Origin of the sequence: Streptomyces sp. NPDC014727 (genome assembly GCF_043083485.1) — a bacterium.
Lineage (GTDB): Bacteria > Actinomycetota > Actinomycetes > Streptomycetales > Streptomycetaceae > Streptomyces.
Genome location: NZ_JBIBYR010000031.1, coordinates 1 through 21,925, shown reverse-complemented (window position 1 = coordinate 21,925; position 21,925 = coordinate 1). Strand labels below are relative to the sequence as shown.

The following is a 21,925-nucleotide window of genomic DNA, read 5'->3' as shown; positions in this document are numbered from 1 at the left end:
GGCTCGGGCGGAGCGTGCCCGCGGGCAGCCGTAGCGACCGCCCCGAACAGCGGAGCCTGACGCTGCTCAGGGAGTTCAAGATCTACACGCCCCCGCGCGAGATCATCGGCAAGGTCCCGGGCCTGCGGAACGAGGAGATGCACCGCCACAAGGAGCGCGGCTTCTGCTGCGGCGCCGGTGGTGCCCGGATGTGGATGGAGGAGCGGATCGGCAAGCGCATCAACAACGAGCGCGTCGACGAGGCCCTGTCCCTGAACCCGGACATCGTCTCCACCGCCTGCCCGTTCTGCCTGGTCATGCTCACCGACTCGGTCAACGGCAAGAAGGCGGCAGCCGAGAGCGGCTCCGCCGCAGGCGTCAAGCCCAAGGAGTCCATCCAGGTCGCCGACGTCGCCCAGCTGCTCCTCGACTCCGTGAAGACGCCGGTCGACCCGGCCGGTGAGGCGTCCGACGAGAGCGCACCGGAGCCCGAGCCGGTGACCTAGTGTCCCGCGCCGGGAATCCGATCAAGATATGTGGCGAGACGCTGCAGGATCTCGTCGGCGTCCTTCGTCCAGACGAAGGGCTTGGGCTCCTCGTTCCACTGGGTGCACGGATGTCTCGTTCCAGGGCACTGATGCCCCTATGGATGTCAAGTAGCGGTTGCGGCACGTGCGCGGCTGGCTGCGGGGCTCGGAGTGGCGATGAGCCGGTAGACCTCCCGTGCGATGTAGCGCTTGAGGCAGCGGATGACTTCTCGGCGCGTCTTGCCCTCGGCAAGGCGTCGCTGCAGGTAGTTCCGGGTGCGGTCGTCCCAGCGCAGGCGGCTGAGGACGATCCGGTAGAGGGCGGCGTTGGCCTGGCGGTTGCCGCCGCGGTTGAGTCTGCGGCGCTGGGTCTTGCCGGAGGACGCTTCGACCGGGCTGGTGCCGCACAAGGCAGCGAAAGACGCCTCGCTGGTGAGGCGTTCGGGGTTGTCACCTGCGGCAATGAGCAGGGCTGCGGCGCTGTCCGGGCCGACGCCGCGTACGTCGAGCAGACCGGGCGTACTCGCCTTGACGGCTTCGGCTATCCGCTGGTTCAGGTCGTCGATCTCTTCGGTCAGGTGCTGGATTCGGCGGGCCAGCAGACGCAGGGTGTGCCGGGCAGCTGTAGCAGGCCCGGTCGCGTCCAGAGCTTCCAGTGCGGCGCACCGCTTGATCAGGTGCGGGTTGGTCAGGCCGGCCAGGGCCTCGCGCAGGGCGGAGTCGGCGCAGACCAGGACGCTCTTGAGCTGGTTGATGGCCTGGGTGCGGGACTTGATCGCGGATCCCCTGGCGAGTTTGAACAGCCGCAGCATCTCCACCGGGCCGTCGCTCGTCTTGGCCGTGGCAGTGGCGCGTCCGGACAGCACGGCGCGGGCGGCGGCCCCGGCGTCGACGGCGTCGGTCTTGCCGTGGCGCCGGCGGGCGGCCTTGTCCGGCTGGTTGACCTCCGTGACCTCGATTCTCTCGGCGTGCAGGTGGCGGGCCAAGGCTGCCCCGTAGGAGCCGGTGCACTCGACGCCGGCACGTCGCACCACTCCGAACGAGCGGGCCCAGGCGACGAGTTGGCGGTATCCCTGCGCGGTCGCCGGGAAGCTCCGGCCGTCCAGGGCGGCACCGAGCATGGTGATGACAGCCGCGGCGTGAACGTCCTTGTGGGTGTCCACACCGAGCAGGACCTCCTCGGCGGCGTCGGCCGGAATGTGACACGGGGCAGCGGATTGCGTGATGCTGGGCAAGGTCGCCTTCTCCTGATCGCCTTGGGTGCTGGTGGCCGTCGCCGGGCCGGGGCGGTCAAGACTGTGACGGTGCCTGTCGCGAAGGCCCCTAATCCGTAGTGAAGGTGGTTCCGGAAGCCGCAGCTGGGCTTCTGGGCCGTCTGGTGACGGACGTCTGTAAGGCCCCGGGCCCATGAGGCCTACCGATAGAGCGGCGCCGTCACGGTGGTGGGTTTCACGGGGCATGCGGGCGCCGGGCAGAAGCCTGGGAATCTCCCCGGCCGTTGAGGCCTCACGAGAGAGCGGCGTGACCCGGCGTCTCCAAGTCCCGTGAAACTCGCCGCCGTATGCCGTTCGTTGTCGTCGTGGCGCGAGCCCGCCGCAGGGCGACCTCCTGTTCACCTCCGCGAGCCGTGAGCTCTGGCGGAGACAGAGGCCCCTGGGGTGCGCTGGTGTCGCGAACGGCTACCGAGATGGCGGACCGATCGAGTCCTGGGATTAGGACGCCGCGTGACCCGCATGAGCTCGTGACCTGCATAAACAATCGATGATGGGAGAACGTGTGACTGTGTTCTGCGGGATTGATTGGGCGGAGAGGCATCACGACATCGCCCTGGTCGATGAGTCCGGTGAACTGCTGGCCAAGCGGCGGATCACCGATGACGCGGCCGGCTACCGAATGCTGCTGGAGGGGGGCTTCCCCCGAAGCGTGGACACCGTTTGCTATGCGGCAGCGGCCAGCGTAACCGATTGCTGTTCGAAGGCGATCGGGCTGATGTAGCCAAGCCCCGAGTGCCTGCGTCTGGTGTTGTAGCGGGTGACCCACCGGAACACCGCGAGACGAGCCTTACGCGCCCCTGACCAGCGTTTCTCCCCCTGCAGCGTCTCCCTTTTCAAGGTTGCGTTGAAGCTCTCCGCGGCGGCGTTGTCCGCGCTGGTGCCGACCGCTCCGCGCGAGCGGGTCACGCCGAGTCGGCGGCACACCTTCGCGAACTCCTTTGACGCGTACTGCGCTCCGTTGTCGCTGTGGAATATTGCTCCGTCCAGGCTGCCGCCCCGGGTGCGGGCGGCGGCTTCGAGCGCGTCGGTGACCAGCTCGGTGCGCTAACTACCCGGCCTTGGGGAAAGGCCCCTTCGGCGGTGACGCAGTTCAAGGTCGGCGAGCTGGCCGCCTTTGGTGTTGGTCGCGAAACAGGTCAGCCGCAGTCCGTCGAGGTCGGTGAACCGCAACTGGGCTCCTGGGTGCGGCCGTTCTTTGCGGACGATCAACCGCATGCCCTTGGGCCACGTGCTCAGGTCGGGCACGTCGGTGATCTCCGCGACCCAGGCGCCGGGCCGTTCGGTGCCACCGGCGTCGTAGGCCGGTGTCCATGCTTTCTTCGGGATCTTCAGGACCGCCTTGTGGATGGTGTCGGTGATGGTCATTCCGACGGAATACGACAGCCACCGGCCCCGGCGGGAGAGCCAGTCGAGGAAACCGTGGGTGCCGCCTGCGGAGTCGGTGCGGATCAGTGTCTGCCGGCCTCGCCGCAGGTGTTTGGGCAGTTGGGCCAGGGCAAGTTGTGCTGTTTCGATGTGATCGCTCGCGGTGTTGGAGCCTGCGTTGCCGGGTCGCAGCAGTGCGGCCACTGGCTCTCCGGAACCTGCCTGGCCGTGGTCGACGAACGCGACGAGCGGATGATGGCCGAAGGTCTTTTTCCAGGTCGCGGTGGCGTCCTGCTTCTCGGAGTGCGCAAGGACCAGCACGCCGTCGATGTCCACGATCACCGAGCCGTCGGCGGCCGGACCGTTCGCCCCGGCCAGTTCCCAGACGCGCGACCGTACTTCGGCCCGGGCCGACCGGATCGCGCCGAGGGCCTCCGGTCCGGCTGCCGCGAGAGCGTCGATGAGCCGGGAGACTGTCGGATCGGATGCCACCGGGCCGAACACGTCGGGCTCGGCCCGCAGCACGGCAACATCGGCCAGGCAGTCCCCGCCCAGCGCGACTCCGAGCGCGACATCCAGCAGGGCCTTGCCCGGGTCGTGCAGTGCCCGCGGCTTGCGCCACGGCGTCAGTGCCGCCGATATCGCGGTGTCCAGGCCCACCTTGCGAACCGTCTCCACAAGCAGCACCGCCCCGGCCTGCGAGACCGCCCCGCTGCCACCGCCCTCGACGCGGACACGCGGGTACAACCCGATACGCTTACTCACCTGGAGAGTGCTTCCTTCCGTGCAGCTGACAGGACCCTAGAGAAGTCCCATCGTTGCAGGTCAGAGGCACTCTCCACTTATTTGATCAAGGCATGGACGAGCACACTCATGAAAGCGCGAGGCTAAGGCTCGGTGTGCCAGGTGACGGTGACCTGGCCGTTGCCGCCCGCCATACCGCTTTGGGAATCGGGACGAGGGCCATTCCCTTCCGTGCCTGTCACGGCCCTCTTGCCCCCGTCGCCGCCCGTGGCGCCCTTGCCGCCATCGCCGCCGTTGCCGATGCCCAGGTATCCGGACCGACCCTTACCGCCGTCACCGCCCGTGCCCCCTTTGCCGCCCTTCATGTACGTTCCCGGCTGCCCGGGGTTGCCGGCGGCTCCGGGTTTGCCGGGCTGACTGCGTTTCAGGTCTCGTTGCCTGGACGCGACCTTACTGCCGGCGTAACCGCAACCCGCAGGGCCCGTCTCGGTGCCGGGCTGGCCACCGGCGCCGGCCCGGCCCCCATTGCCGCTGCCGGGGAGGATGAGGCCGCCGTTGCCACCGTCGCCGCCGTCGCCGCCGTCGCCACCGTCGCCGCCACCGGCGGCAACGGCCAGGCTCATGTACTGCGGCTTGGTGTCCATGTTCGGGGGACGCAGCAGGCTGCTCCGGCCCCCCAACGTCGATGCTTCGGCCGAGCCGACCACGACCTCGTATGTCTGGCCCTGCTGCAGGCCGGTCAGTTGGCATTCGATGTAGGTTCCGGCGTTCCCGGTAGCTCCGCCGCCGCCCCCGGCGCCGCCGCCCCCGGTGCCGTTCATGGTGCCGTCACCGCCGGCTCCGCCGTGACCGCCGTGGCCGCCGCGGCCTCCGGCGCCCCACACTTTCACGGTCGCCTCGGTGACATCCTTGGGCACCGTGATCGTGTACTTCCCGGGCCGGGCAAAGTTGAATGCGTCGTCGGCATGGGCGGCGGGAGCGACCACGGCCGTGCCAATCCCGCTTCCGGCCAGTACGGTCAAGGCTGCTGCAGCCCGGCCCAGCCGATGCGAATTCGGGCTCGGGCCCGGTCGGCTGTCGACCGAGACGGGAGTAGCACAGCAGGCTGCACCAGCGCGGGGCAGTTCCGAGAGGTTCAACGAAGCAACTCTTCCGTTCAAGGGCAGGGCAGGTATGACAGCCCGGCCGTCCGCTTTCCGTGTGCTCAACGATCAGGTTCGAGCCCGGGAAACGGCCTGCTCACGTTGTTCCCTGACCACGAGGAAGGAACTGTGCGGCTGTCGCCGGGGGCCGACCATCCCCGGGAACCCCCTTGCCCGATAAACCCGCGCAGCGTGTTCCTGCGGGATGCTGGACCGATGACCACCTCGCCCCGGGGCGGGCAGTCAAGCGAGCAGATCTTGTCGCCGCAGGTGTGCTGGTGGCTGGTTGCGATCGGGTGGAACGCGACAGCCGGACAGGTCGCTAGGTTCTGTCCGCGGATCACTGGCGGAGCCAGAGCCGGATCGCTGCGGCGGTGACGGTGCCGTGGAAGACGTAGGCCCGCTTGTCGTAACGAGTAGCCACTGCACGTGAGTTCTTGAGCCGGTTGATGGTCCGCTCGACTTCGTTGCGGCGCCGGTAGCGGTCGCGGTCGAAGCCAGCAGGCATGCCACCTTCTTTGCCTCTGCGTCGCCGGTTGGCCCGCTGGTCCCTCGGTTCCGGGATCGTGTGCCGGATGTGGCGTCTTCGCAGGTAGCGGCGGTTGCGGCGTGAGCTGTATGCCTTGTCACCGCTGACGTGGTCGGGCCGGGTCCGGGGCCGTCCGCCCAGCGGGCGAGGGACCCGGATTCGGTCCAGGACCTCGACCATCTGCGGAGCGTCGCCCCACTGACCAGGCGTGAGCAGGAGGGCCATGGGGCGGCAGCCGCCTTCGCCGGCGAGGTGGATTTTGCAGGTCAGGCCGCCCCGGGGCCGTCCGAGTCCTTCGTCGGGGCGGTGGTGCCGGGGCGTTGTCCTTTTTTCGGGACACGCGGCTTATTCTCCGGGCGCCGACCGCATGCTGATGTGCCCGGCAGGATGTCGAGTCGACGCCGACCATCGACCAGTCGATCCGCCCCGCGAGGTCGGCACCGGCCTGGACCGACTGCAGGATCCGATCCCAGGTGCCGTCCGCCGACCATCGACGATGCCGTTCGTAAACGGTTTTCCACGACCCGTAGCGTTCTGACAGGTCACGCCAAGGGATACCGGTCCGGATCCGAAACATGATTCCGTTGATCACGGTGCGGTGGTCGTTCCACCGACCGCCCCGACCACCCGACGGAGGCAAATGCGCCTCCAATATCGACCACTCGCGATTCGTCAGATCCCCCCGACCCATGACCCGACCAACGAGCGACTGGTCAGAAGGTCACATGATCCGCCGGACAGAACCTAGTTCCTTGCGTCCGATGCGCAATCTCGCCATCGACCTGCTGCGCCAGGCCGACTGGGGCAGCATCGACGCCGCGGCCGACCACTACCGGTCACGCCACCGCCCTACTCGATCGCCTGAGGACGCCTCAGCCCAGATTTTCGACAAGGGCCCTGGCAGCGTCACGAATCGACATTTCGGGTGTGAAGACTGGGACAGGAAGACTATGCTTCTCTTCGATCCTGTAGGCCAATTCTTCCGTGTACAAGTCGTCCAGACGGAGCGCCTTGAAGGTCAGGGACGGGTCAACGGGGGTTACGTCGTCGATGTGGTCCAGGTCTTCCTTCAACTGGTCCCAGATCATTTTGATGGCCTCTTCCTCGGTCATGCTGCGCCTTTCAGCTAGTGGTTGCGGTTAAGTCGCACACGTCCAACGACACCGCATTCGATGCGTTACTAGTAATACAGTCGGTAGTGTCAACGGTGAGTGAGCGCGGGCGATGCTGAGCGGCGGGAAAGGGACAGCGACGAACAACGGCGAGCCGGACGAGGGTGAGAGCGTGCCAGAGCTCTGCGACTTATGCGGGCTGTGGTCTCGGACAGTACGGAGTGGTACACCCTGGTCCCGCTTTCCTCGACCTGACACGAACCGCTCGTCCGTGCCGTTGAGTGGCCCTCCCATCCCTTCCGCAGCCACCACTGTGCGCCACCCTGCTGAGGAGGCACACGACGGAACACAAGAACTTGACAGGGAACTGTGCGCCTGCGGACACTGTCAAAAGCTCGGCGGCATCCCCGTGATGTGGTGGGTGGGCTTCGCGACGGTCACTTGGACCGGCGAGAGCGAGCCGACCTGGTACGTGAGCTTCGAGGGCGAGGCGAAGCGCGACTTCTGCCCGACTTGTGGCAGCCGCCTCGCGGCGATCGACAGCGACATCCCTGAGATCGGCATCAACGTCACCGCCCTTGACGACACCAGCGGCATAGACCTCGTGCCCATCCACGCGCCCTTCCGCGACAAGGCCGCGCACTGGCTGCCCCCGGTGCCGGAGACCGAGCACAGCGCAGCCGGTTGACCGCCCGCCGACTGGTCGACAACTCCACCCGCACCCTCGATGGTCCCGGCTGGCATTCCGTCCTCGCCCGCCAGCAGGCCGATCCGCGCCTGGGACCGGCAGCACGGTATCGCTGGACCATCCTTAAAGTACGCCAACCGGATTCACGCCAAGAGGCCCTCGATTGAGGTTCCCCCGCTGAGCGGGAGTGGCTGACTAGCTGGTCAGGGCGGGTTGACGTGGTTTCAGTTTCACTTGTTCGGTCGCTGCCTGGTCGGCGTAGTGCTTCTCCTCGTACTCGATCGGGCTGAGGTAGCCGAGTCGTTTCTGGATGCGGCGGGGGTTGTAGAAGCCGTCGATGTACTCGAAGAGCGCGAGGTTTGCTTCGGCCCTGGTGGCGAAGACGCGGCCGCGGATGCACTCGGTCTTGATGACCATCCACAGGTTCTCCGCCAGGGCATTGTCGAACGAGTCGCCGACCGAGCCCATGGACGCCTGGATACCTGCCCTGACCAGGCGTGTTGTGAGCTTCACGGACGTGTACTGACAGCCGTGGTCGGCGTGGTGAATGAGCTCGCCTGGGGCGACTTCGCGGCTGGCCAGGGCATACTCCAGCGAAGTGAGGACCAGGTCAGCGTCCGCGCGGGCGGAGGTCTCCCAGGCCACCACCCGGCGGGAGAACGCGTCGCGGATCGCGGACAGCCACAACGGCCCCTCCCCGGTGGGGATCATGGTCAAGTCGGTGACCCACAGCCGGTTCGGCCCGTTCGCGGTGAAGTCGCGCCTGACCAGGTCAGGGGCCAGATCGGCGCCCGGGTCACGGCGAGTGAAACCCTTGCCCCGGCGGGGGCTGATCCCGGCCAGGCCGGCCTCCCGCATGAGCCGCTCGACGCGCTTCCTGCCGACGTGGACGCCCTCACGCTTGAGGGCGGCGTGCACGCGGGGTGAGCCGTAGATCCCGCCGGACTCGTCGTGGACCTCACGGATCCGCCCGGTCAACTCGGCGTCCCGGCGTCGCCGCTCGCACGGTTCCTTCTCGGTCTGGCGCCATCGGTAGTAGGTGGAAGAGGGGATGGAAAGTTCCCGGAGTACGGGCTCGACCCCCAGGTGCGGGTGCTCGTCGACGAGCGCCGTCACCTGGGCCGGGTTGGGTCGGTGAAAGTCGGCCCGGGGCGCGGTGCCGGCCTTTCGACCGGCCCGTTTCCCCGGACCGCTTCCCGAACCCGGCGGGCACCTCTCAATGCACCGGGCTCTCCACAAGCCCCGAAACGGGCTGCGTGTTGGACAGCCTCATCCCGCGATAGGCCAGGGAGCCGGAATAATCGAACCTCGATATCGGTAGCGGGTCGTTCCTACCTTCTCGGGGTCGAACAGCTCTCTGTCCTCACTGGCAGGCCACCAACCGCCGCCGCAATAGCGGTGGCGGAGTTCCTTCCAAGTGGACCGGCGGTGTTTGCGCCGCATCCAACGCCATACCGTCCGCCACGTGTAGTGGCTCAGATAGGCGAAGGTCACGGAGGAAACCCCGGGCCGGAAGTAAGCACACCAGCCCCGCAACGCCATATTCAGCCGACGCAGCAGGTCATCCAGCGGCTGGTTCACTTCGACCTCTTGGCACAGCGTCTTGACCTTCCGCTTCACGGCCTGGACAGCCTTCTTCGCGGGGTAGGTGTAGACGTAGTGCTGGCTGGTTCCTCTCTTGCGGTGGCGCTGGATGTGCCACCCGAGAAAGTCCAGGCCCTCATCGATATGGGTAATCAGCGTCTTCTCCGGGGACAGGCGCAGGCCCATCGTGGACAAGACATCCGATATTTCCTCGCACAGGACCTCGGCGTCAGCTTTCGAGCCGAAAACCATCAGGCACCAGTCGTCCGCGTACCTAATAAGGCGGTAGTTGGGCAGACCATGGCGGTGCCTTCTGGCGCGGTCCACCTTCCGGGCAGTCGGGCCTCCCGGAGCCTGGGCTATGTACTCGTCCAGGACGGAAAGCGCCACATTGCTGAGCAGAGGCGAGAGAATCGACCCTTGTGGGGTTCCGGCGGTGGTTTCCCGCAGCAGGCGGTCCTCTCCGAGGATGCCTGACTTGAGGAAAGCCTTTACCAGTTCCAGGACGCGTTTGTCACCGACTCGATACCGCACCCGGTCCATCAGGGCCGGATGCGAGATTTCGTCGAAACAGGCCGTGATGTCTCCCTCGACGATCCACTCATAGTTGCGTGGCCGCGAAGAGAGATAGCGCACCTCAGCTACCGCGTCATGAGCCCGACGATTCGGGCGGAACCCGTAGGAACACGGGAGGAAATCCGCCTCGAAAATTGGCTCCAGCACCAGTTTCAAGGATGCCTGGACCACCCGGTCAGTAACGGTCGCGATCCCCAGACGACGGAGCTTTCCGCCCGCCTTTGGGATCATGCGCTCCCGTACTGGTAGCGGGCGGAAACTACGGCCCTTCAACTGCGACCGCAGTTCGTCGAGAAAATCCCCGACGCCCTGTCCGGCCTCGACGGAACGGGCCGTGCGCCCGTCCACTCCAGCCGCTCCGCCGCATCTAGGGCGTGCTCCAGTTCGTTGGTATTCACCAGCGAAAACCCTCCCGATATTCCAGCAGCCTCGACTGCTGACTTGCTGGCCCCCTTCGCCCTGCGGCCGTCTCTCACGGCCTCCACGGCGGGTCGTCACGCCCGCGACTACTACGGAGCCTCCGCCCCATTCCACGGCCCTCAATCGGCAACGGACCTGCCCACCGCTGAACTGGCTGTTCAGCAGGAGGGCGACCGTGGATGGTTCCCACGTTCACCATGTGATCGATCGGTCAGGGAGGCGTCCAGCTCTACCCCGGCAGCATCGCCACGTCTACGCCGTAGACCTTCGACGTGGCCTCCCCACCGACACAACTAAACGGCTTCAGAGTTGAAGACCGGCCCAGAAGGAACCGGTCCTCACGCGCTGCACACCGGCCCATATCCACCAGATTTGACCCGGCTTCGCTGTTACGGGGCGTCCACCACTGGTTCGCTCTCGCTACACCTTCTGACCTCGCTGAACGGGCCCGCACCGTCTGGTAGTTCCGGTACGTCCCGCCTTCGTCGGGGCCGCTTGCCACCCTCACCGGCGTTCCCCGGATCAGGCTGCCCCCAAGCTTCGATCAGGCCGCTACGACGACCTGACGGAAGTGGCCTTTCACCACCTCTCGATCAACATCGCGCCTCGTGGCGCACAGCTGGGCCGCGAAAAAAGCCGAGGCCGTCCGCAGGACCTCGTTCGCACGCTTGAGCTGGGCGTTCTCCTTGCGCAGGGCGGCCAGCTCCTCACGCTCGGCGGTGGTGAGCATGTCGTCGCGTTCGCCGGCGTCGGCCTCGGCCTGCCTGATCCAGTTGCGCAGGGCCTCGTGGTGCACGCCGAGTTCCTCGGCCATGCGGCGGATCACGGGCTTCGGTTCGGCGGTCCGATACATCCGAACCGCACGCTCACGCAACTCCAGCGGGTACTTCCTCGGCGCAGGCATCGTCTGGGCTCCTCTCATGAGACCCATCTGACCCTCTGTCACCCATCCCCGCATCTCGGGGGAACCTCAGATCAGCTCGGACGGATTGGCGGTCCCCGTAGCCGCATCCTCCCAGCCTGGGCAATCCATTCCCCCTGCTGGGCCCCGGAGTCGATCCTCGACGATCCGCGGTGTGGCGAGTGGCGTGGCGGTCGCGGGTGCGACGTCAAGGGCGTGGGTGTCGCCCGGCTTTCAGCACTCAAGGACTGGCATATCAACTTCCTGGGCCGCTGGCAGTTCGACATACGCAGCAGTGGACCTACCCCGGCCTCTACAGCTGTAGCAATAAGGGGTACTCTACGTCTGTAGAGGAATTGGGCGTGTGGACGGGAACGACTGTGACGGAGAGCTCGACACGACGGAAGCAGCCGGCCGACGCGGCGATCAAGGCGCCGGCCGCGACGGATACGCGGGGGACTGACCCACCGAGCCGTCGACCAGTGGGCGGGGCTGGCGGAAGGCTCCTGCTCCTCCTGCTTCAGGACCCGGCAGGTGCTCCTCTAAGCGGCCGCGGACCGGCTCGCCGAGGTGGAGACCGCGGGCGCCGCCACATTGCCGCTGACGGGCATCACCTCGGTAGAGAAGATCGCCGAGGCAGCAGTGGCCGTCCTGGAGCACTGGCCGGCCCAGGGGCGCGTTGCGCACGACGGCACGCCACGAACCCTCCCTTGAGGCGACACGCAGGCCCGAACTGCGGTCGGTACTGAAGACCGCAGCCGGGAATGCGACGGCCGGTCGTCGACCCGCCCATGGCGGTCGACATCCGCGAGCCGGAGTAGCGCGCGAAAACACTCATGGCTTCCATCGGCGGTCTGATCTTCGAGCATCCGGCCGGCCCGGACGGACTCGACCTCTACCCGGCCGAACTGTGCACCAGGCTGCTGCACTTGATCCAGAACCTGGCAAGAACCGAAAGAGAAATCACCTTATGGACCACGTACTCATCGCCGGAGCAGGCATCGGCGGACTCACCCTCGCGGCGGGACTCGCCGGCCGCGGCATTCCGGCCGTCGTCCTGGAGCAGGCGGAAAGACTCGCCCCTGTCGGGGCTGGCCTGACTGTGCAGCCCAACGCGCTGATCGCGCTGCGCCGCCTCGGCCTGGCCGAGCCTTTCGAAGCCGTCGGCACGCGGCTTTCCACGGCCGCGGTCTACGATGCCCGCGGCCGCGTGCTGCTGAAGCCCAGCCCCGCCCAGGCCAGCGCCCTGCTGGCGGAGGTCGGTGCCCCCACTCTGGGCCTGCACCGCGCCACCATCCACCAGGCGCTGGTCGGACAGCTCGGCACCAGCGAACTGCGGCTCGCCTCGGCCGTCACCGCCGTCGACCCCGATCAGGCCACCGTCACCCTCGCCGACGGACAGGAAGTACACGGCTCCGTGCTGGTCGGTGCGGACGGCCTGCGCTCCACCGTCCGAACCGCACTGCTGGGCGCCCAGGCACCCAGCTACAGCGGCTACTACTGCTGGCGCGGCGTCACCGACGCCAACCCTCTGCCTGGCGACTGGATCGGAGAGATGTGGGGAGCGGGTCGCCGCTTCGGCGGATGCGTCATCGACGGTGGCCGCTTGTACTGGTTCCTGTGCGCCAACGGCCCCGCCGACGGCAAGGACAGCGACATCCGTGCCGCGCTCACCCGGGCCACGGCCGAGTTCCCCGATTATGTCCGCCAGGCCGTCAAGGACACCCCCGTCAGCGCCATCCGCCGCGACGACATCCGCGACCGCCCGCCGGTCACGCAGTGGGGCCGGGGCCGCACCACCCTGCTCGGCGACGCCGCCCACCCCATGACCCCCAACCTGGGCCAGGGCGCTTGCCAGGCCATCGAGGACGCTCTCGCCCTCACCGACCTGATCACCGAGTACGGCCCCACTCCCGACGCCCTGCGACGCTACGAACGCTTCCGCCAGCCCAGGGCCAACGCCGTCGTCAAGGCCGCCCACCAGATCGGACGCATCGCCCACTGGAGCACCCCCACACGCACCCGGGTACGCAACACCCTTGTCCGCCTGGCCCCGGCCTCCGCCCTGGTGCGCCAGCTGCGTACCTCCTGGCAGCTGCCCGAGACCACGAGCTGACCGCCAGACACCCCTCCACCCACGCCGATTCACTGGAAGCGAGCACAAGATGCACGACCTCGACACCGACACCGGCCTTACCCCCCTCTCGGTCCTCGGCCTGGGACTTATGGGCCAGGCCCTTGCCGCGGCCTTCCTGGGCCAAGGCCACCCCACTACCGTGTGGAACCGCACCCACACCAAGGCCGAACCCCTCACCGCGCGGGGCGCGCAGCTCGCCTGGACCGTCCGTGACGCCGTCACGGCCAGCCCGCTCGTGGTCATTTGTGTCTCCGACTACGACAACGTGCGTGACATCCTCGAACCCGTGAGCCGGGACCTGGCCGACCGCACCCTGGTCAACCTGACCTCGGGCACCTCACAAGAGGCCCGCGAGACGGCCAAGTGGGCGGTGCATCAAGGCGCCACCTACCTCGACGGCGCGATCATGGCCGTACCCCCAGCCATCGGCACCGCGAACGCCACCATCCTCTACAGCGGTCCAACTACCGCATTCGACCAGCACCAACAGGAACTCAGCAGCCTCGGCGGCCCCGTGTACGTCGGCGCAGACCATGGCCTGCCGTCCCTGTTCGACGCGGCCGCACTGAGTTTGGTGTGGAGCACACTCAACGGCTTCCTGCACGGCGCTGCCCTGCTCGGCAAGGCAGGAATCCCCGCGACCGCATTCGCCCGCTTCGCCAAGACGGGCATCGAAACCGTAGCTGACTGGGTGCCTGGCTATGCGCAGCAGATCGACGATGGCGCCTACCCGGCCACCGAATCCACCGTCAACACGAACCTGGCCGGAATGAAACACCTCCTCCATGAAAGCCACGCCGCCGACATCAACGCCGAACTACCCGAACTCCTCACGACGCTGGCCGAAAGGGCCGTAGCCAAGGGACACGGCAGCAACAGCTACGCAGCGGTCATCGAACAGCTTCGTCATCCCACGCCGTGACTGACAGCCACCAGCTGCCCTGACCGATGGTGTTTTGTGTCGACTGCGGGACCTGCCCTCTCGGGTGGGCGTCTACTTCGTGCTCGCGATGTGCCTGTTCCCGGAGGTCGGATACCGGCTGGTATGGCAGAAGCTGACCGCAGCGCTGACGGGGGCAGGGCTGGACACCGTGCGGCCGACCGAGAAGGCACTGCGCGACCTGCGCCGCCAGATCGGTGCCGCGCCGGTGCGGCACCTCTTCGACGTCGTGGCCGGGCCGCTGGCCCGGCCGACGACGCGCGGCGTGCGGTTCGGTCCCTTCCGCACAGTCTCCTTCGACGGCTGCAGCTCCATCAAGATCCCCGAGAGCGACCGGAATGTAGACCGGTTCGGACCGCAGAGCCGTGGCGGCTACCCGATGGTGGAGCTGATGACTTTGGTGGAGACCGGCACCCGGGCCCTGATCGGCGCGGCATTCGGCCTCACCAGCGTCGGCGAGACCGACTACGCGAATGGGACAGTGCGGATGTGGGACCTGGCCACCGGCCAACAGGTCGCTCCCGTCCTGTCCTTCCCCGCGCCTGTCCACGCGGTGGCGGTGGCACCGGGCGGGGAGCTGCTGGCCGGCTTCGGCTGGGTACTCGCCAGCTTCTCTCTCCCCCGTTGACCGCACACACCATGCCAGGCCCGCCCGGGCAGGCATCGTCGTACCATCCGGCACCTACGCGGCCGCCGCCCCATCACACCGTCCTCGACAAACTCCTGCCAGGTCCTACGGCTCAGCTGCCCCTGCCAGGCAATCACGGACACCACGTACTCGGCCACCACGATCCGGGCCCACCAGGATGCGTGGACAGACATGCGCCTCTTCGCCCGCCTGAAGCAGAACACACTCAGCACCTACGACCACGCCGTCGGTCTCGTCCTGGGCCGGATCGCGATCGACGGCGCCAGCACCAGGACCCCCACCAGCGGCGAAGCAGCCGGACACTCACCCGTCGACCGGGTCACGCCAGGGCGTATAGCGCTCCGGCATGACCGACAGCTACAGCATCCCCCGGCCGCGCCCTGATCGGCGCCATCCGCCACGGCTCACCCCCTCCTCGCCCCCACCCTCAATCTCCTGGCGGAGCTTGTGCCGCTGCCCGACGCCAGGGCACCGGCAAGCTCTCCGGTGTTCGTACGCCAGTGGCCTGACTCATTCAGGATGCCAGCCTGGGTCTCGATGAGGGTACGCGCCCGGGCCTGGTTGCCCAGTCTCAGCGCGTCCAGCACATACACCGTTGGACCGCCCCGAAAGCCCGGAACTGGTTTTGCTGAATTCAGGGAATTCAGGGGCGCGTGCCAGTACCTTCACTCGCTATCCGCGCCGGATCAGAGCGACGGCAACGGCCAGACCACCGAATCCCTGCTCCGACCACGATCGCACTACGCGGACTCACGCCCTGCGCGTGACGTCCCTGCACCCACTGCACCTACCCTCTGCATCTGCAGCAATCACCGGAAATGCTACACCTGTAGAGTGGGGTGGTCGTAGAGAGGGAGGAAACAGTGGCCGAACGCACGACAAGGCGGCAGGAACTGGCCGATGCGGCGATAAGCACGCTGGCCCGGGCGGGGATGCGGGGTCTGACGCACCGCGCGGTCGACGAGGCCGCTGGTGTACCGACCGGCACGTGCTCGTACTACTTCCGCACCCGGCAGGCGCTCCTGCAGGCGGCGGTCGAGCGGTTGGCCGAGGCGGACACTGCAGACCTGGCCGATCGCCCCGTCATAGCCGAGCCAGCAGACATGGCCCAGGTTGCTACGGTCGCTGCCGATCTCGTCGAACGCTGGGTCGCCGAAGGTCGCGAACGCATGCTTGCCCGCTACGAACTATCCCTGGAGTCCACGCGTCGCCCCGAACTGCATGCCGTTCTCGTCGCCGCAGGCAAAGCCCACCGGGCCGTAGCGCAGAATTTGCTCACCACTGCGGGCGCATCCGATCCGCCGTCACAGGCGCCGATATTCGTGGCCTTCCTGGACGGCCTCGTCTTCGACCATCTGGCAGGCGCAGGCGCACTCCCCCTGACAACCGAGGAGCTCCGCAGGCACCTTCTCGATCTGCTCTACGGCTTCATCAGGCCGTTTCATCCATGAGTCGGACACGACCTACGACTATGACGTGTCCGCCGCACGGTCCGCAGGAATCCCTGTCCTCGGCGTCGCCACCGGCCGCTCGACACTGCACACGCTCGCCGAAGCCGGAGCCGCACACGTGATCCCGAGCCTGGAGAACCTCGCGATGCTCCTTTCCCTGCTCGACCGGTGAACTGGCACTGCAGCCGAAGCGCGAGAGAAAGCCACTCCCCGCGCCACCCTCGAAGGGGTCGGAGGGGGCAGGCGATGTGGTGTCACCCCTGGCGGCGGAACGGGTTGTCGGCGAAAGGGAAGGCACAGCCCGCCCGGCCCTGTCAGCGGGCGTGGCTGCGTCTCCCTGTCTACGGGCTGGGCATGGTTGGCGCGACCGGTGTCGGGCGATCTGGTTGCCGGGCTCCCTCGTACGGGTTGCTTCTCCCGCAGCTGGCGAACCGGCCATGGCCACTTTGAAGGGCTGGCGCCTCCTGCGGAAGCTCCGCTGCAGCACCAACCGCCTCACGGCGATCGTCCGGGCCGTCCTCGTCCTTCATCACGCGTCAGCGTGAGGTTGGAAAAGGCTCGGTGGCCTGCGACCCGAGTGATGCGGCCCTCTCCCTGGCGTCGAGAGAGGGCCGCGACCAGTGGTACTCGGTGAGCGCGCGCGCCGTTTCGCGTGCTTCATGCACTTCAGTGCTGACGCGACTTTTCGAGGAAGTCGGGGTCGGAGGCGAGGACGCCGCCCTGCGCCCAGTACTTGACCGGGTTGGCGTGGAATAGGACGAGAATCTTGTCGCGCGGGATGCTCGTGACGCGGTGCACGGTCTCGGTGACCTCAGTCAACAGTTCCTGCGTCTGCTCGTCACTGGTGCCCTCCCAGGCGTCGATGTTGATGATGGGCATCGTGCTTCTCTCTTTCGTTTCTTCTTCAAGGGGATGCCGCCGCGCCGGACGCGCGGCGGCATCGGGGTGGCTACTGGGCGAGGCGTGCCAACGGCGGGTCGAGCTCAGGGCCGCTGGCGTTGTGGGCGGTGTTCCATTGGTCGTGGAGCCACATGTGGGTGCGGCAGCGGGCTTCGGCGCTGTTCCAGGCGACATCGCGTTCGTAGGTGATGACCTGGCCGTGCTTGCCGACGATGGCCCAGGCGTAGAGCCTGGTCTCTGACGAGTACTGGTCACAGCCACTCGTTGATGGCCGCACCGTCCGGCCCCGACCGAGGAGTTTGGTCGGGGCCTGCACCAGATTCCGTGTCGGCGCTCGCGTCGTTTCGCGGTGTCCGAGCTGGAGGGGTGCATCACGGGGTGGATGTGTCCTGGAGCCGGCGGGCGAGATAGCTGAACCAGGATTGCTGGAAGGTGGCCGCGAGCTGCGACTCGGGGGCGAACAGGTCGAAGGCGTGGTAAGCGCCCGGATAGAGGTGCAGTTCGACCGGGACCCCGTGGGCGCGCAGGCGTGCGGCGTAGTTGAGGTCCTCGTCGCGGAAGCAGTCGAGTTCGCCGACCGCGATGAAGGTCGGCGGCAGCTCGCTGAGATCCTCCGCGCGGGAGGGCGCCGAGTACGGGGAGACGTCGCCGGCTCCGGCGCGGTCTCCCAGGATCGCCTGCCAGGCCAGGATGTTCGTGGAGCGGTCCCAGATGCCGATGTCGGTGATTTCGTGGCTCGACACGGTCCGGTTGCGGTCGTCCAGCATGGGGTACGTCAGTGACTGGAACAGGGGTGCCGCGCCGCCGCGGTCCCGGACCAGCAGTACGGTAGCCGCCGCGATGCCTCCGCCGCCGCTCTGGCCCGCGATGCCGATCCGGGCACCATCCAGACCCAGGGCCTCCGCCTCACGGACGAGCCACTGGTAGGCGGTGAAACCGTCCTCGGCGGCGCCGGGAGAGGGTGTTTCCGGGGCGAGCCGGTAGTCGACCGCGGCGACGGCGCAGCCGAGCCGCGAGCACAACCGCTTGAGCCAGGGATCGTCCTGGGCTGCGAAGCCGAGCACCTGGCCACCACCGTGGAACCAGAGCATCACCGGCAGCGGTCCCTGCGCGGTCGCGGGCCGCAGCAGGCGGACCAGCACGTCGGGGCCGTCCGCCCGGCTGACACGGTGCTCCTCCGCAAGGACCGACGGGTCGTCGGGCTCGCTGTCGGCGATCGACTCGGCCTGCGCGCGGAACGCCGCGCGCGTCGCGGGAATGTCGGTGAGGTCGAACGCGCCGTTGGACGTCATGGGGACGCCGTCGAGTGCCTGGCTCAGTTCCCGGTCCATCAGCAGACGGGAAACGGGCATGATCGTGCCTGCTTTCTTTCCATGAGGGGGCGCCGCTTCGGGCAGCGCTCCGGGCGGTGTTGGGTGGGACGGCTCAGGCCTGGAACTCGTCGATGACGACCACGCCGGTCGGCCCGTACGTCTCCAGGGACTCCAGAACCCCGCTCGCCTCGTGGAGGCCGACGGTGCGGGTCACAATCCGGCCGGGGTTGAGGCGGCCGGCGGCGATCATGTTCAGCATCGTGCCGAACCGCTGGCCCTGCATGCCGAAGGCACTCAGGATCTCCAGCTCCTTGACCATCATGACGTCGATCGGCAGCGCGACGTCCCCCTTCTCCGCGGCGGTGGTGTGCCCGAGCTGGAGGTGGCGGCCCCTCGTACGCAGGGACAGGACGGAGTTGCGGCAGGCCTCGGCGATCCCAACGGAGTCGACCGACACGTGCGCTCCGCCCCCGGTGAGGGTCCTCACCGCCTCCGCGGGCTCGTCCTTCGCCGCGTTGATGGTGTGGACCGCGCCCAGGGCCCGCGCGGCCTCCAGCTTCTCGTCCGTGATGTCGATCGCGATGACGTTGGCGCCCGTCGCCGCGGCAACCTCCACCGTCGACAGGCCCATGCCGCCGCCGGCGCCGTACACCGCGACCCATTCCCCGCCGCGGACCCGCGCCTGGTCGACGACGCCGTGGAAGGCAGTCATGTAGCGGCAGGCGAGAGCGGCGACGTCCACGAAGCCGACGGACTCCGGCACCCGGACCAGGTTGACATCGGCGAAGCGGACCATGACGTACTCCGCGAAGGCACCCCAGTAGGACACCCCGGGCACGAGCGAGTCCACGTGCTCGCACACCTGCTGATTGCCGCTGCGGCACATCTCGCACGACCCCTCGCCGGGGTTCATCGGGAAGATGACACGGTCGCCCTCCTTCCACCCCCGCACGTCCCGGCCGACCTCCACGACGGTGCCGGCGAACTCGTGGCCGAGAACGAACGGGGGCTCGACGCTCGGTCCCCCCGTCCAGAAGTTCCCGGCCCACAGGGCCCAGTCCGTCCGGCAGATCCCGTTCGCCCCGACGCGGAGGATCGCACCGTCCGGCGGGCATTCGGGGTCGGGCACATCGCGGATGACGAGCGGCTTGTTGAGTTCTTCGATGACTGCGGCGCGCATTGACGCGACCTCCTTGTGGCTCGTGATACGGCAGAAGACACTCAAAGTCCACCGGTTCAAGCGGTGGACTTTGAAGCTAACTGCTTGCTCGGCGCGATGTCAACCACATAAAGTGGTGGACATGAATGACAAGGACGGTCGACGCGGAGGGCGCCAGCGCGCCAAGGCCGACTTCCGCTTCGACGACGCGCGGCTGTGCTTCGCCTTCGCCGCCACCCTGGCCGAGCGCGGTACGGACACGCCATTCGAACGGCTGGCCCGGCCAGAGGACCTGGGCCGCTGGGGCGTGGAGAGCGGCTGCACCACGGTGGCGCCGGTCTGCACCGAAGCCGACCTGGACCACGCCAGACGACTACGCGAGGCGATCCAGCGGGCCGGCCGGGCCCTGGCGGACGAAGCCCCGCCCGCCCACGAGGACATCGCGCTAATCAACGGCGCGGCCGCCGAGCCCACCTCCGTGCCCGCACTCTCGGCCGACGCGGCCTCCGTGCGCTGGCACGGGGACGGGGTCGCGGCGGTGCTCTCCATGGTCGCGCGGGATCTGATCGAGCTCTGCCACTCGGAACACCGCACACGCGTCCGCATCTGCGGAAACCCCGCGTGCGGCACACCCTTCGTCGACACCTCCCGCGCGGGCGCCCGCCGCTGGTGCTCGATGAAGACCTGCGGCGCCCTCGCCAAGAAGCGCACCTATCGGGCCAGGTCGCAAAACGGGCCCTGACCCCGGATCTTGGATACCAGAGAGACTTGGATCCTGAAGGTTCCGGAGAACGGAGTCCCCGTCGGGGTGAAGCACTACCCCGCCGAGTTCAAGGCGGACGCGGTCACGTTGTACCACTCGCGTCCAGGAGCAACGATCAAGGCGGTCGCCACCGACCTCGTCGTGAACACCGAGGTGCTGCGGAACTGGATCCAATGCCGGGTAGTTAGGGCTTGCAGATCAATAACTCGCGGTCTTGATCTCTGGTGTGATGGTGATGCCTGCCTCGCGCGCCAGGTCGAACAGGTCGTTCAGGGTGGCGAGTTGGCGTTCGGCGGGGTGGAGAGCGTGGCCTGCGGTTGCCAGCAGTTCCCGGATGTCCCTCAAGCGCCGGTTGATTGTCTCGGGGCAGACGCTGAACAGGGTGGCGATGGCGACCTGGGGCAGGCCGTGCCGGTAATGGAGGACGGTGGCCAGGAGCCGGTCGGCGAGGGTGAGGATCGGGCGGCGCCCGGTGCTCCTGTCGCCCTTGGCGCGTGGGCGGTGGCCGCGTCGTTTGTCCAGGTGCGTCTCGCGCTGAGCCTCGTGGAGGGCGGTCAGCGTAGTGATGAGGGTGTCCCACTGGGCGGACGGCAGCCCGGTCAGGCCTGCCGCGCCAGTTCATGGTGATGTGGGAGAACAGCCGGTGCTCGATCCGGTTCCATTTCGATGTGCCCGGAGGAAAGTGACACACAGTGATGTCCAGGCCGGTCTCCAGGGCCAAGGCGGCGAGTTCGGCCTTCCAGGCGCGGGTCCGGTATCCGTTGGAACCGCCCGCATCGGCGGTGATCAGCAGTCGTCCGGCCTGCGGGTAGTCCTCCTTGCCGCGGCCCTTCCACCAGCCGCGGATGGATTCGACGGCGAAGGCGGCGGTGTCATGGTCGGTGCCGACGCTGACCCAGCCAGTGTTCGCGGCCAGGTCGTAGATGCCGTAGGGCACGGCCTTCCCAAGGTCCTTGTCCGGGAAGTCGTGGGTGCTGACCTGCACAGGGTCGCCTGCGGGCCGCCATTCGCGGCCGCCGTTCCCGTACGGCCCCACGACTTCCTTCTTCTTCGTATCGACGCTGATCACCGGGTCCCCGGCGCCGATATGGTCCTTGGCCTGCTCGTTGATGTAGCGGAACTGGCCGTCCCGGTCAGGGTGCTGCCGGCCCTCGACGGTCTTGGCGTTGCCCTGCAGGCTGAATCCCTACTCGCGCAGCACGTCGGCGACGGTGTCGGCGGATATCCGATGGCCCTGGCGGGTAAGTTCGGCGGCCAGGTGACGGGTGGACTTCGTCGTCCACCGCAACGGCGACATCGGATCACCCCGCACATCCGGCTCGACCAGAGCCAGCAGCGCCGGACGCAGTCCCGGGTTCAGATCGACCGTCCGATTGCGGCCCCCGCCCGCCCGGCGCACCCGCCCCAACTGGGCCTCACCGGAGTCCACTTCATCCGCTCCCAGCGAAATCGTGGCCTCCCGGACGCCAGCGGCACGGGCGACCAGCCTGATCCCGCCGTGGCCGATCGACCGGGCCTCTGCCCCCAGCAGCAGACGCCGCTGCCGCTCATCCAGATGCGGCAGGACCGCATCGAACTTGGCTGCCAATGAAGCCTGCTGCACTTCCCGTCCGCCCATACCACACCAACGACCGCTAAACCTCAATCCGCCGAGGGGGACTGTAAAACGTTCGGTGCAACTCCCGATCATGGAAGATGCATCGATGACCAGCAACAACATGACCGAGGCCGAGTCTGTCGAGCCCTCTGAGGCGGCGCCGGCAAAGTCTGTG

19 protein-coding genes and 7 pseudogenes are annotated in these 21,925 nt (G+C 67.7%); 12 read left to right on the top strand and 14 right to left on the bottom strand.

Annotated elements, in window-relative coordinates; translation table 11 throughout:
- Nucleotides 1–68 precede the first annotated feature (68 nt).
- Nucleotides 69–485: pseudogene (locus tag ACF1B9_RS32240) on the top strand (heterodisulfide reductase-related iron-sulfur binding cluster); the annotation flags it as partial.
- 146 nt (nt 486–631) lie between these two features.
- Here ACF1B9_RS32240 and ACF1B9_RS32235 read toward each other — a convergent pair.
- Nucleotides 632–1,627, bottom strand: a complete 996-nt coding sequence (locus tag ACF1B9_RS32235) for an IS110 family transposase (protein ID WP_391746312.1) — start codon at nt 1,625–1,627, stop codon at nt 632–634.
- Nucleotides 1,628–2,267: 640 nt separating this feature from the next.
- Between ACF1B9_RS32235 and ACF1B9_RS32230 the strand changes: the two are divergent.
- Nucleotides 2,268–2,411: pseudogene (locus tag ACF1B9_RS32230) on the top strand (transposase); the annotation flags it as partial.
- 32 nt (nt 2,412–2,443) lie between these two features.
- On the opposite strand, the pseudogene ACF1B9_RS32225 reads toward ACF1B9_RS32230, so the two are convergent.
- From ACF1B9_RS32225 to ACF1B9_RS32205, 5 genes and pseudogenes are all read right to left on the bottom strand, one after another.
- A pseudogene (locus tag ACF1B9_RS32225) lies at nt 2,444–2,824 on the bottom strand (transposase); the annotation flags it as partial.
- 27 nt (nt 2,825–2,851) lie between these two features.
- A pseudogene (locus ACF1B9_RS32220) lies at nt 2,852–3,910 on the bottom strand (IS1380 family transposase); the annotation flags it as partial.
- 122 nt (nt 3,911–4,032) lie between these two features.
- Nucleotides 4,033–5,028 carry a hypothetical protein gene (locus tag ACF1B9_RS32215; protein ID WP_391746292.1) on the bottom strand — a complete coding sequence of 332 codons (996 nt, stop codon included), beginning with the start codon at nt 5,026–5,028 and terminating at the stop codon, nt 4,033–4,035.
- Between the two features lie 343 nt (nt 5,029–5,371).
- Nucleotides 5,372–6,251 (bottom strand): IS5 family transposase gene (locus ACF1B9_RS32210; RefSeq protein ID WP_391746293.1). Its coding sequence is split into 2 segments (ribosomal slippage): nt 5,372–5,906 and nt 5,905–6,251, totalling 882 coding nucleotides; the frame shifts between segments, so codons are not numbered across the junction.
- 181 nt (nt 6,252–6,432) lie between these two features.
- Nucleotides 6,433–6,672 (bottom strand): hypothetical protein, encoded by a 240-nt coding sequence (locus tag ACF1B9_RS32205; protein ID WP_391746294.1) that lies wholly within the window; start codon nt 6,670–6,672, stop codon nt 6,433–6,435.
- A 421-nt stretch (nt 6,673–7,093) separates the two neighbouring features.
- Here ACF1B9_RS32205 and ACF1B9_RS32200 point away from each other — a divergent pair, with 421 nt between their 5' ends.
- On the top strand, nt 7,094–7,360 hold the full coding sequence (locus tag ACF1B9_RS32200; protein WP_391795958.1) for a GFA family protein: 267 nt from the start codon (nt 7,094–7,096) through the stop codon (nt 7,358–7,360).
- A gap of 195 nt (nt 7,361–7,555) precedes the next feature.
- On the opposite strand, the gene ACF1B9_RS32195 is transcribed toward ACF1B9_RS32200, so the two are convergent.
- From ACF1B9_RS32195 to ACF1B9_RS32185, 3 genes are all read right to left on the bottom strand, one after another.
- Entirely contained in the window at nt 7,556–8,599 is a 1,044-nt protein-coding gene (locus ACF1B9_RS32195) for an IS3 family transposase (RefSeq protein ID WP_391746296.1), read from the bottom strand.
- A 30-nt stretch (nt 8,600–8,629) separates the two neighbouring features.
- A complete protein-coding gene (ltrA, locus tag ACF1B9_RS32190) occupies nt 8,630–9,868 on the bottom strand; it encodes a group II intron reverse transcriptase/maturase (RefSeq protein ID WP_391746297.1) in 1,239 nt (412 codons plus the stop codon).
- 616 nt (nt 9,869–10,484) lie between these two features.
- Nucleotides 10,485–10,844 carry a transposase gene (locus ACF1B9_RS32185; protein WP_391746298.1) on the bottom strand — a complete coding sequence of 120 codons (360 nt, stop codon included), beginning with the start codon at nt 10,842–10,844 and terminating at the stop codon, nt 10,485–10,487.
- A 967-nt stretch (nt 10,845–11,811) separates the two neighbouring features.
- On the opposite strand from ACF1B9_RS32185, the gene ACF1B9_RS32180 reads away from it, so the two are divergent.
- The 7 genes and pseudogenes from ACF1B9_RS32180 to ACF1B9_RS32150 form a co-directional block, all read left to right on the top strand.
- Nucleotides 11,812–12,957, top strand: a complete 1,146-nt coding sequence (locus ACF1B9_RS32180; protein ID WP_391746299.1) for an FAD-dependent monooxygenase — start codon at nt 11,812–11,814, stop codon at nt 12,955–12,957.
- 49 nt (nt 12,958–13,006) lie between these two features.
- Entirely contained in the window at nt 13,007–13,900 is an 894-nt protein-coding gene (locus ACF1B9_RS32175) for an NAD(P)-dependent oxidoreductase (RefSeq protein WP_391746300.1), read from the top strand.
- Between the two features lie 34 nt (nt 13,901–13,934).
- Nucleotides 13,935–14,546, top strand: a complete 612-nt coding sequence (locus ACF1B9_RS32170; protein ID WP_391746301.1) for a transposase domain-containing protein — start codon at nt 13,935–13,937, stop codon at nt 14,544–14,546.
- Nucleotides 14,547–14,738: 192 nt separating this feature from the next.
- On the top strand, nt 14,739–14,951 hold the full coding sequence (locus tag ACF1B9_RS32165) for a hypothetical protein (RefSeq protein ID WP_391746302.1): 213 nt from the start codon (nt 14,739–14,741) through the stop codon (nt 14,949–14,951).
- A 479-nt stretch (nt 14,952–15,430) separates the two neighbouring features.
- On the top strand, nt 15,431–16,018 hold the full coding sequence (locus ACF1B9_RS32160) for a TetR/AcrR family transcriptional regulator (RefSeq protein WP_391746303.1): 588 nt from the start codon (nt 15,431–15,433) through the stop codon (nt 16,016–16,018).
- A gap of 25 nt (nt 16,019–16,043) precedes the next feature.
- Entirely contained in the window at nt 16,044–16,190 is a 147-nt protein-coding gene (locus tag ACF1B9_RS32155; RefSeq protein WP_391746304.1) for a hypothetical protein, read from the top strand.
- A gap of 256 nt (nt 16,191–16,446) precedes the next feature.
- A pseudogene (locus ACF1B9_RS32150) lies at nt 16,447–16,563 on the top strand (IS5/IS1182 family transposase); the annotation flags it as partial.
- A 121-nt stretch (nt 16,564–16,684) separates the two neighbouring features.
- On the opposite strand, the gene ACF1B9_RS32145 reads toward ACF1B9_RS32150, so the two are convergent.
- From ACF1B9_RS32145 to ACF1B9_RS32130, 4 genes are all read right to left on the bottom strand, one after another.
- Nucleotides 16,685–16,897: a tautomerase family protein gene (locus ACF1B9_RS32145; protein ID WP_342286972.1), complete on the bottom strand. Its 213-nt coding sequence runs from the start codon at nt 16,895–16,897 to the stop codon at nt 16,685–16,687.
- A gap of 70 nt (nt 16,898–16,967) precedes the next feature.
- Nucleotides 16,968–17,234 (bottom strand): hypothetical protein, encoded by a 267-nt coding sequence (locus tag ACF1B9_RS32140; RefSeq protein WP_391746305.1) that lies wholly within the window; start codon nt 17,232–17,234, stop codon nt 16,968–16,970.
- Nucleotides 17,235–17,289: 55 nt separating this feature from the next.
- Nucleotides 17,290–18,270: an alpha/beta hydrolase gene (locus ACF1B9_RS32135; RefSeq protein ID WP_391746306.1), complete on the bottom strand. Its 981-nt coding sequence runs from the start codon at nt 18,268–18,270 to the stop codon at nt 17,290–17,292.
- Nucleotides 18,271–18,343: 73 nt separating this feature from the next.
- On the bottom strand, nt 18,344–19,411 hold the full coding sequence (locus ACF1B9_RS32130; RefSeq protein WP_391746307.1) for an alcohol dehydrogenase catalytic domain-containing protein: 1,068 nt from the start codon (nt 19,409–19,411) through the stop codon (nt 18,344–18,346).
- 121 nt (nt 19,412–19,532) lie between these two features.
- Here ACF1B9_RS32130 and ACF1B9_RS32125 point away from each other — a divergent pair, with 121 nt between their 5' ends.
- Complete coding sequence (locus ACF1B9_RS32125; RefSeq protein WP_391746308.1) at nt 19,533–20,132, top strand: CGNR zinc finger domain-containing protein; 600 nt, start codon at nt 19,533–19,535, stop codon at nt 20,130–20,132.
- Nucleotides 20,133–20,198: 66 nt separating this feature from the next.
- Nucleotides 20,199–20,315, top strand: a pseudogene (locus ACF1B9_RS32120) (hypothetical protein); the annotation flags it as partial.
- A 36-nt stretch (nt 20,316–20,351) separates the two neighbouring features.
- Here the strand turns inward: ACF1B9_RS32120 and ACF1B9_RS32115 are convergent.
- Nucleotides 20,352–21,771: pseudogene (locus ACF1B9_RS32115) on the bottom strand (ISAzo13 family transposase).
- Nucleotides 21,772–21,925: the final 154 nt, after the last annotated feature.

Bases quoted from the DNA above. Each gene is read 5' to 3' on its own strand.
- ACF1B9_RS32235 (WP_391746312.1), bottom strand. From the start codon at position 1,627: ATGCTCGGTGCCGCCCTGGACGGCCGGAGCTTCCCGGCGACCGCGCAG.
- ACF1B9_RS32205 (WP_391746294.1), bottom strand. From the start codon at position 6,672: ATGACCGAGGAAGAGGCCATCAAAATGATCTGGGACCAGTTGAAGGAA.
- ACF1B9_RS32185 (WP_391746298.1), bottom strand. From the start codon at position 10,844: ATGCCTGCGCCGAGGAAGTACCCGCTGGAGTTGCGTGAGCGTGCGGTT.
- ACF1B9_RS32180 (WP_391746299.1), top strand. From the start codon at position 11,812: ATGGACCACGTACTCATCGCCGGAGCAGGCATCGGCGGACTCACCCTC.
- ACF1B9_RS32175 (WP_391746300.1), top strand. From the start codon at position 13,007: ATGCACGACCTCGACACCGACACCGGCCTTACCCCCCTCTCGGTCCTC.
- ACF1B9_RS32165 (WP_391746302.1), top strand. From the start codon at position 14,739: ATGCGCCTCTTCGCCCGCCTGAAGCAGAACACACTCAGCACCTACGAC.
- ACF1B9_RS32145 (WP_342286972.1), bottom strand. From the start codon at position 16,897: ATGCCCATCATCAACATCGACGCCTGGGAGGGCACCAGTGACGAGCAG.
- ACF1B9_RS32135 (WP_391746306.1), bottom strand. From the start codon at position 18,270: ATGCCCGTTTCCCGTCTGCTGATGGACCGGGAACTGAGCCAGGCACTC.
- ACF1B9_RS32130 (WP_391746307.1), bottom strand. From the start codon at position 19,411: ATGCGCGCCGCAGTCATCGAAGAACTCAACAAGCCGCTCGTCATCCGC.
- ACF1B9_RS32125 (WP_391746308.1), top strand. From the start codon at position 19,533: ATGAATGACAAGGACGGTCGACGCGGAGGGCGCCAGCGCGCCAAGGCC.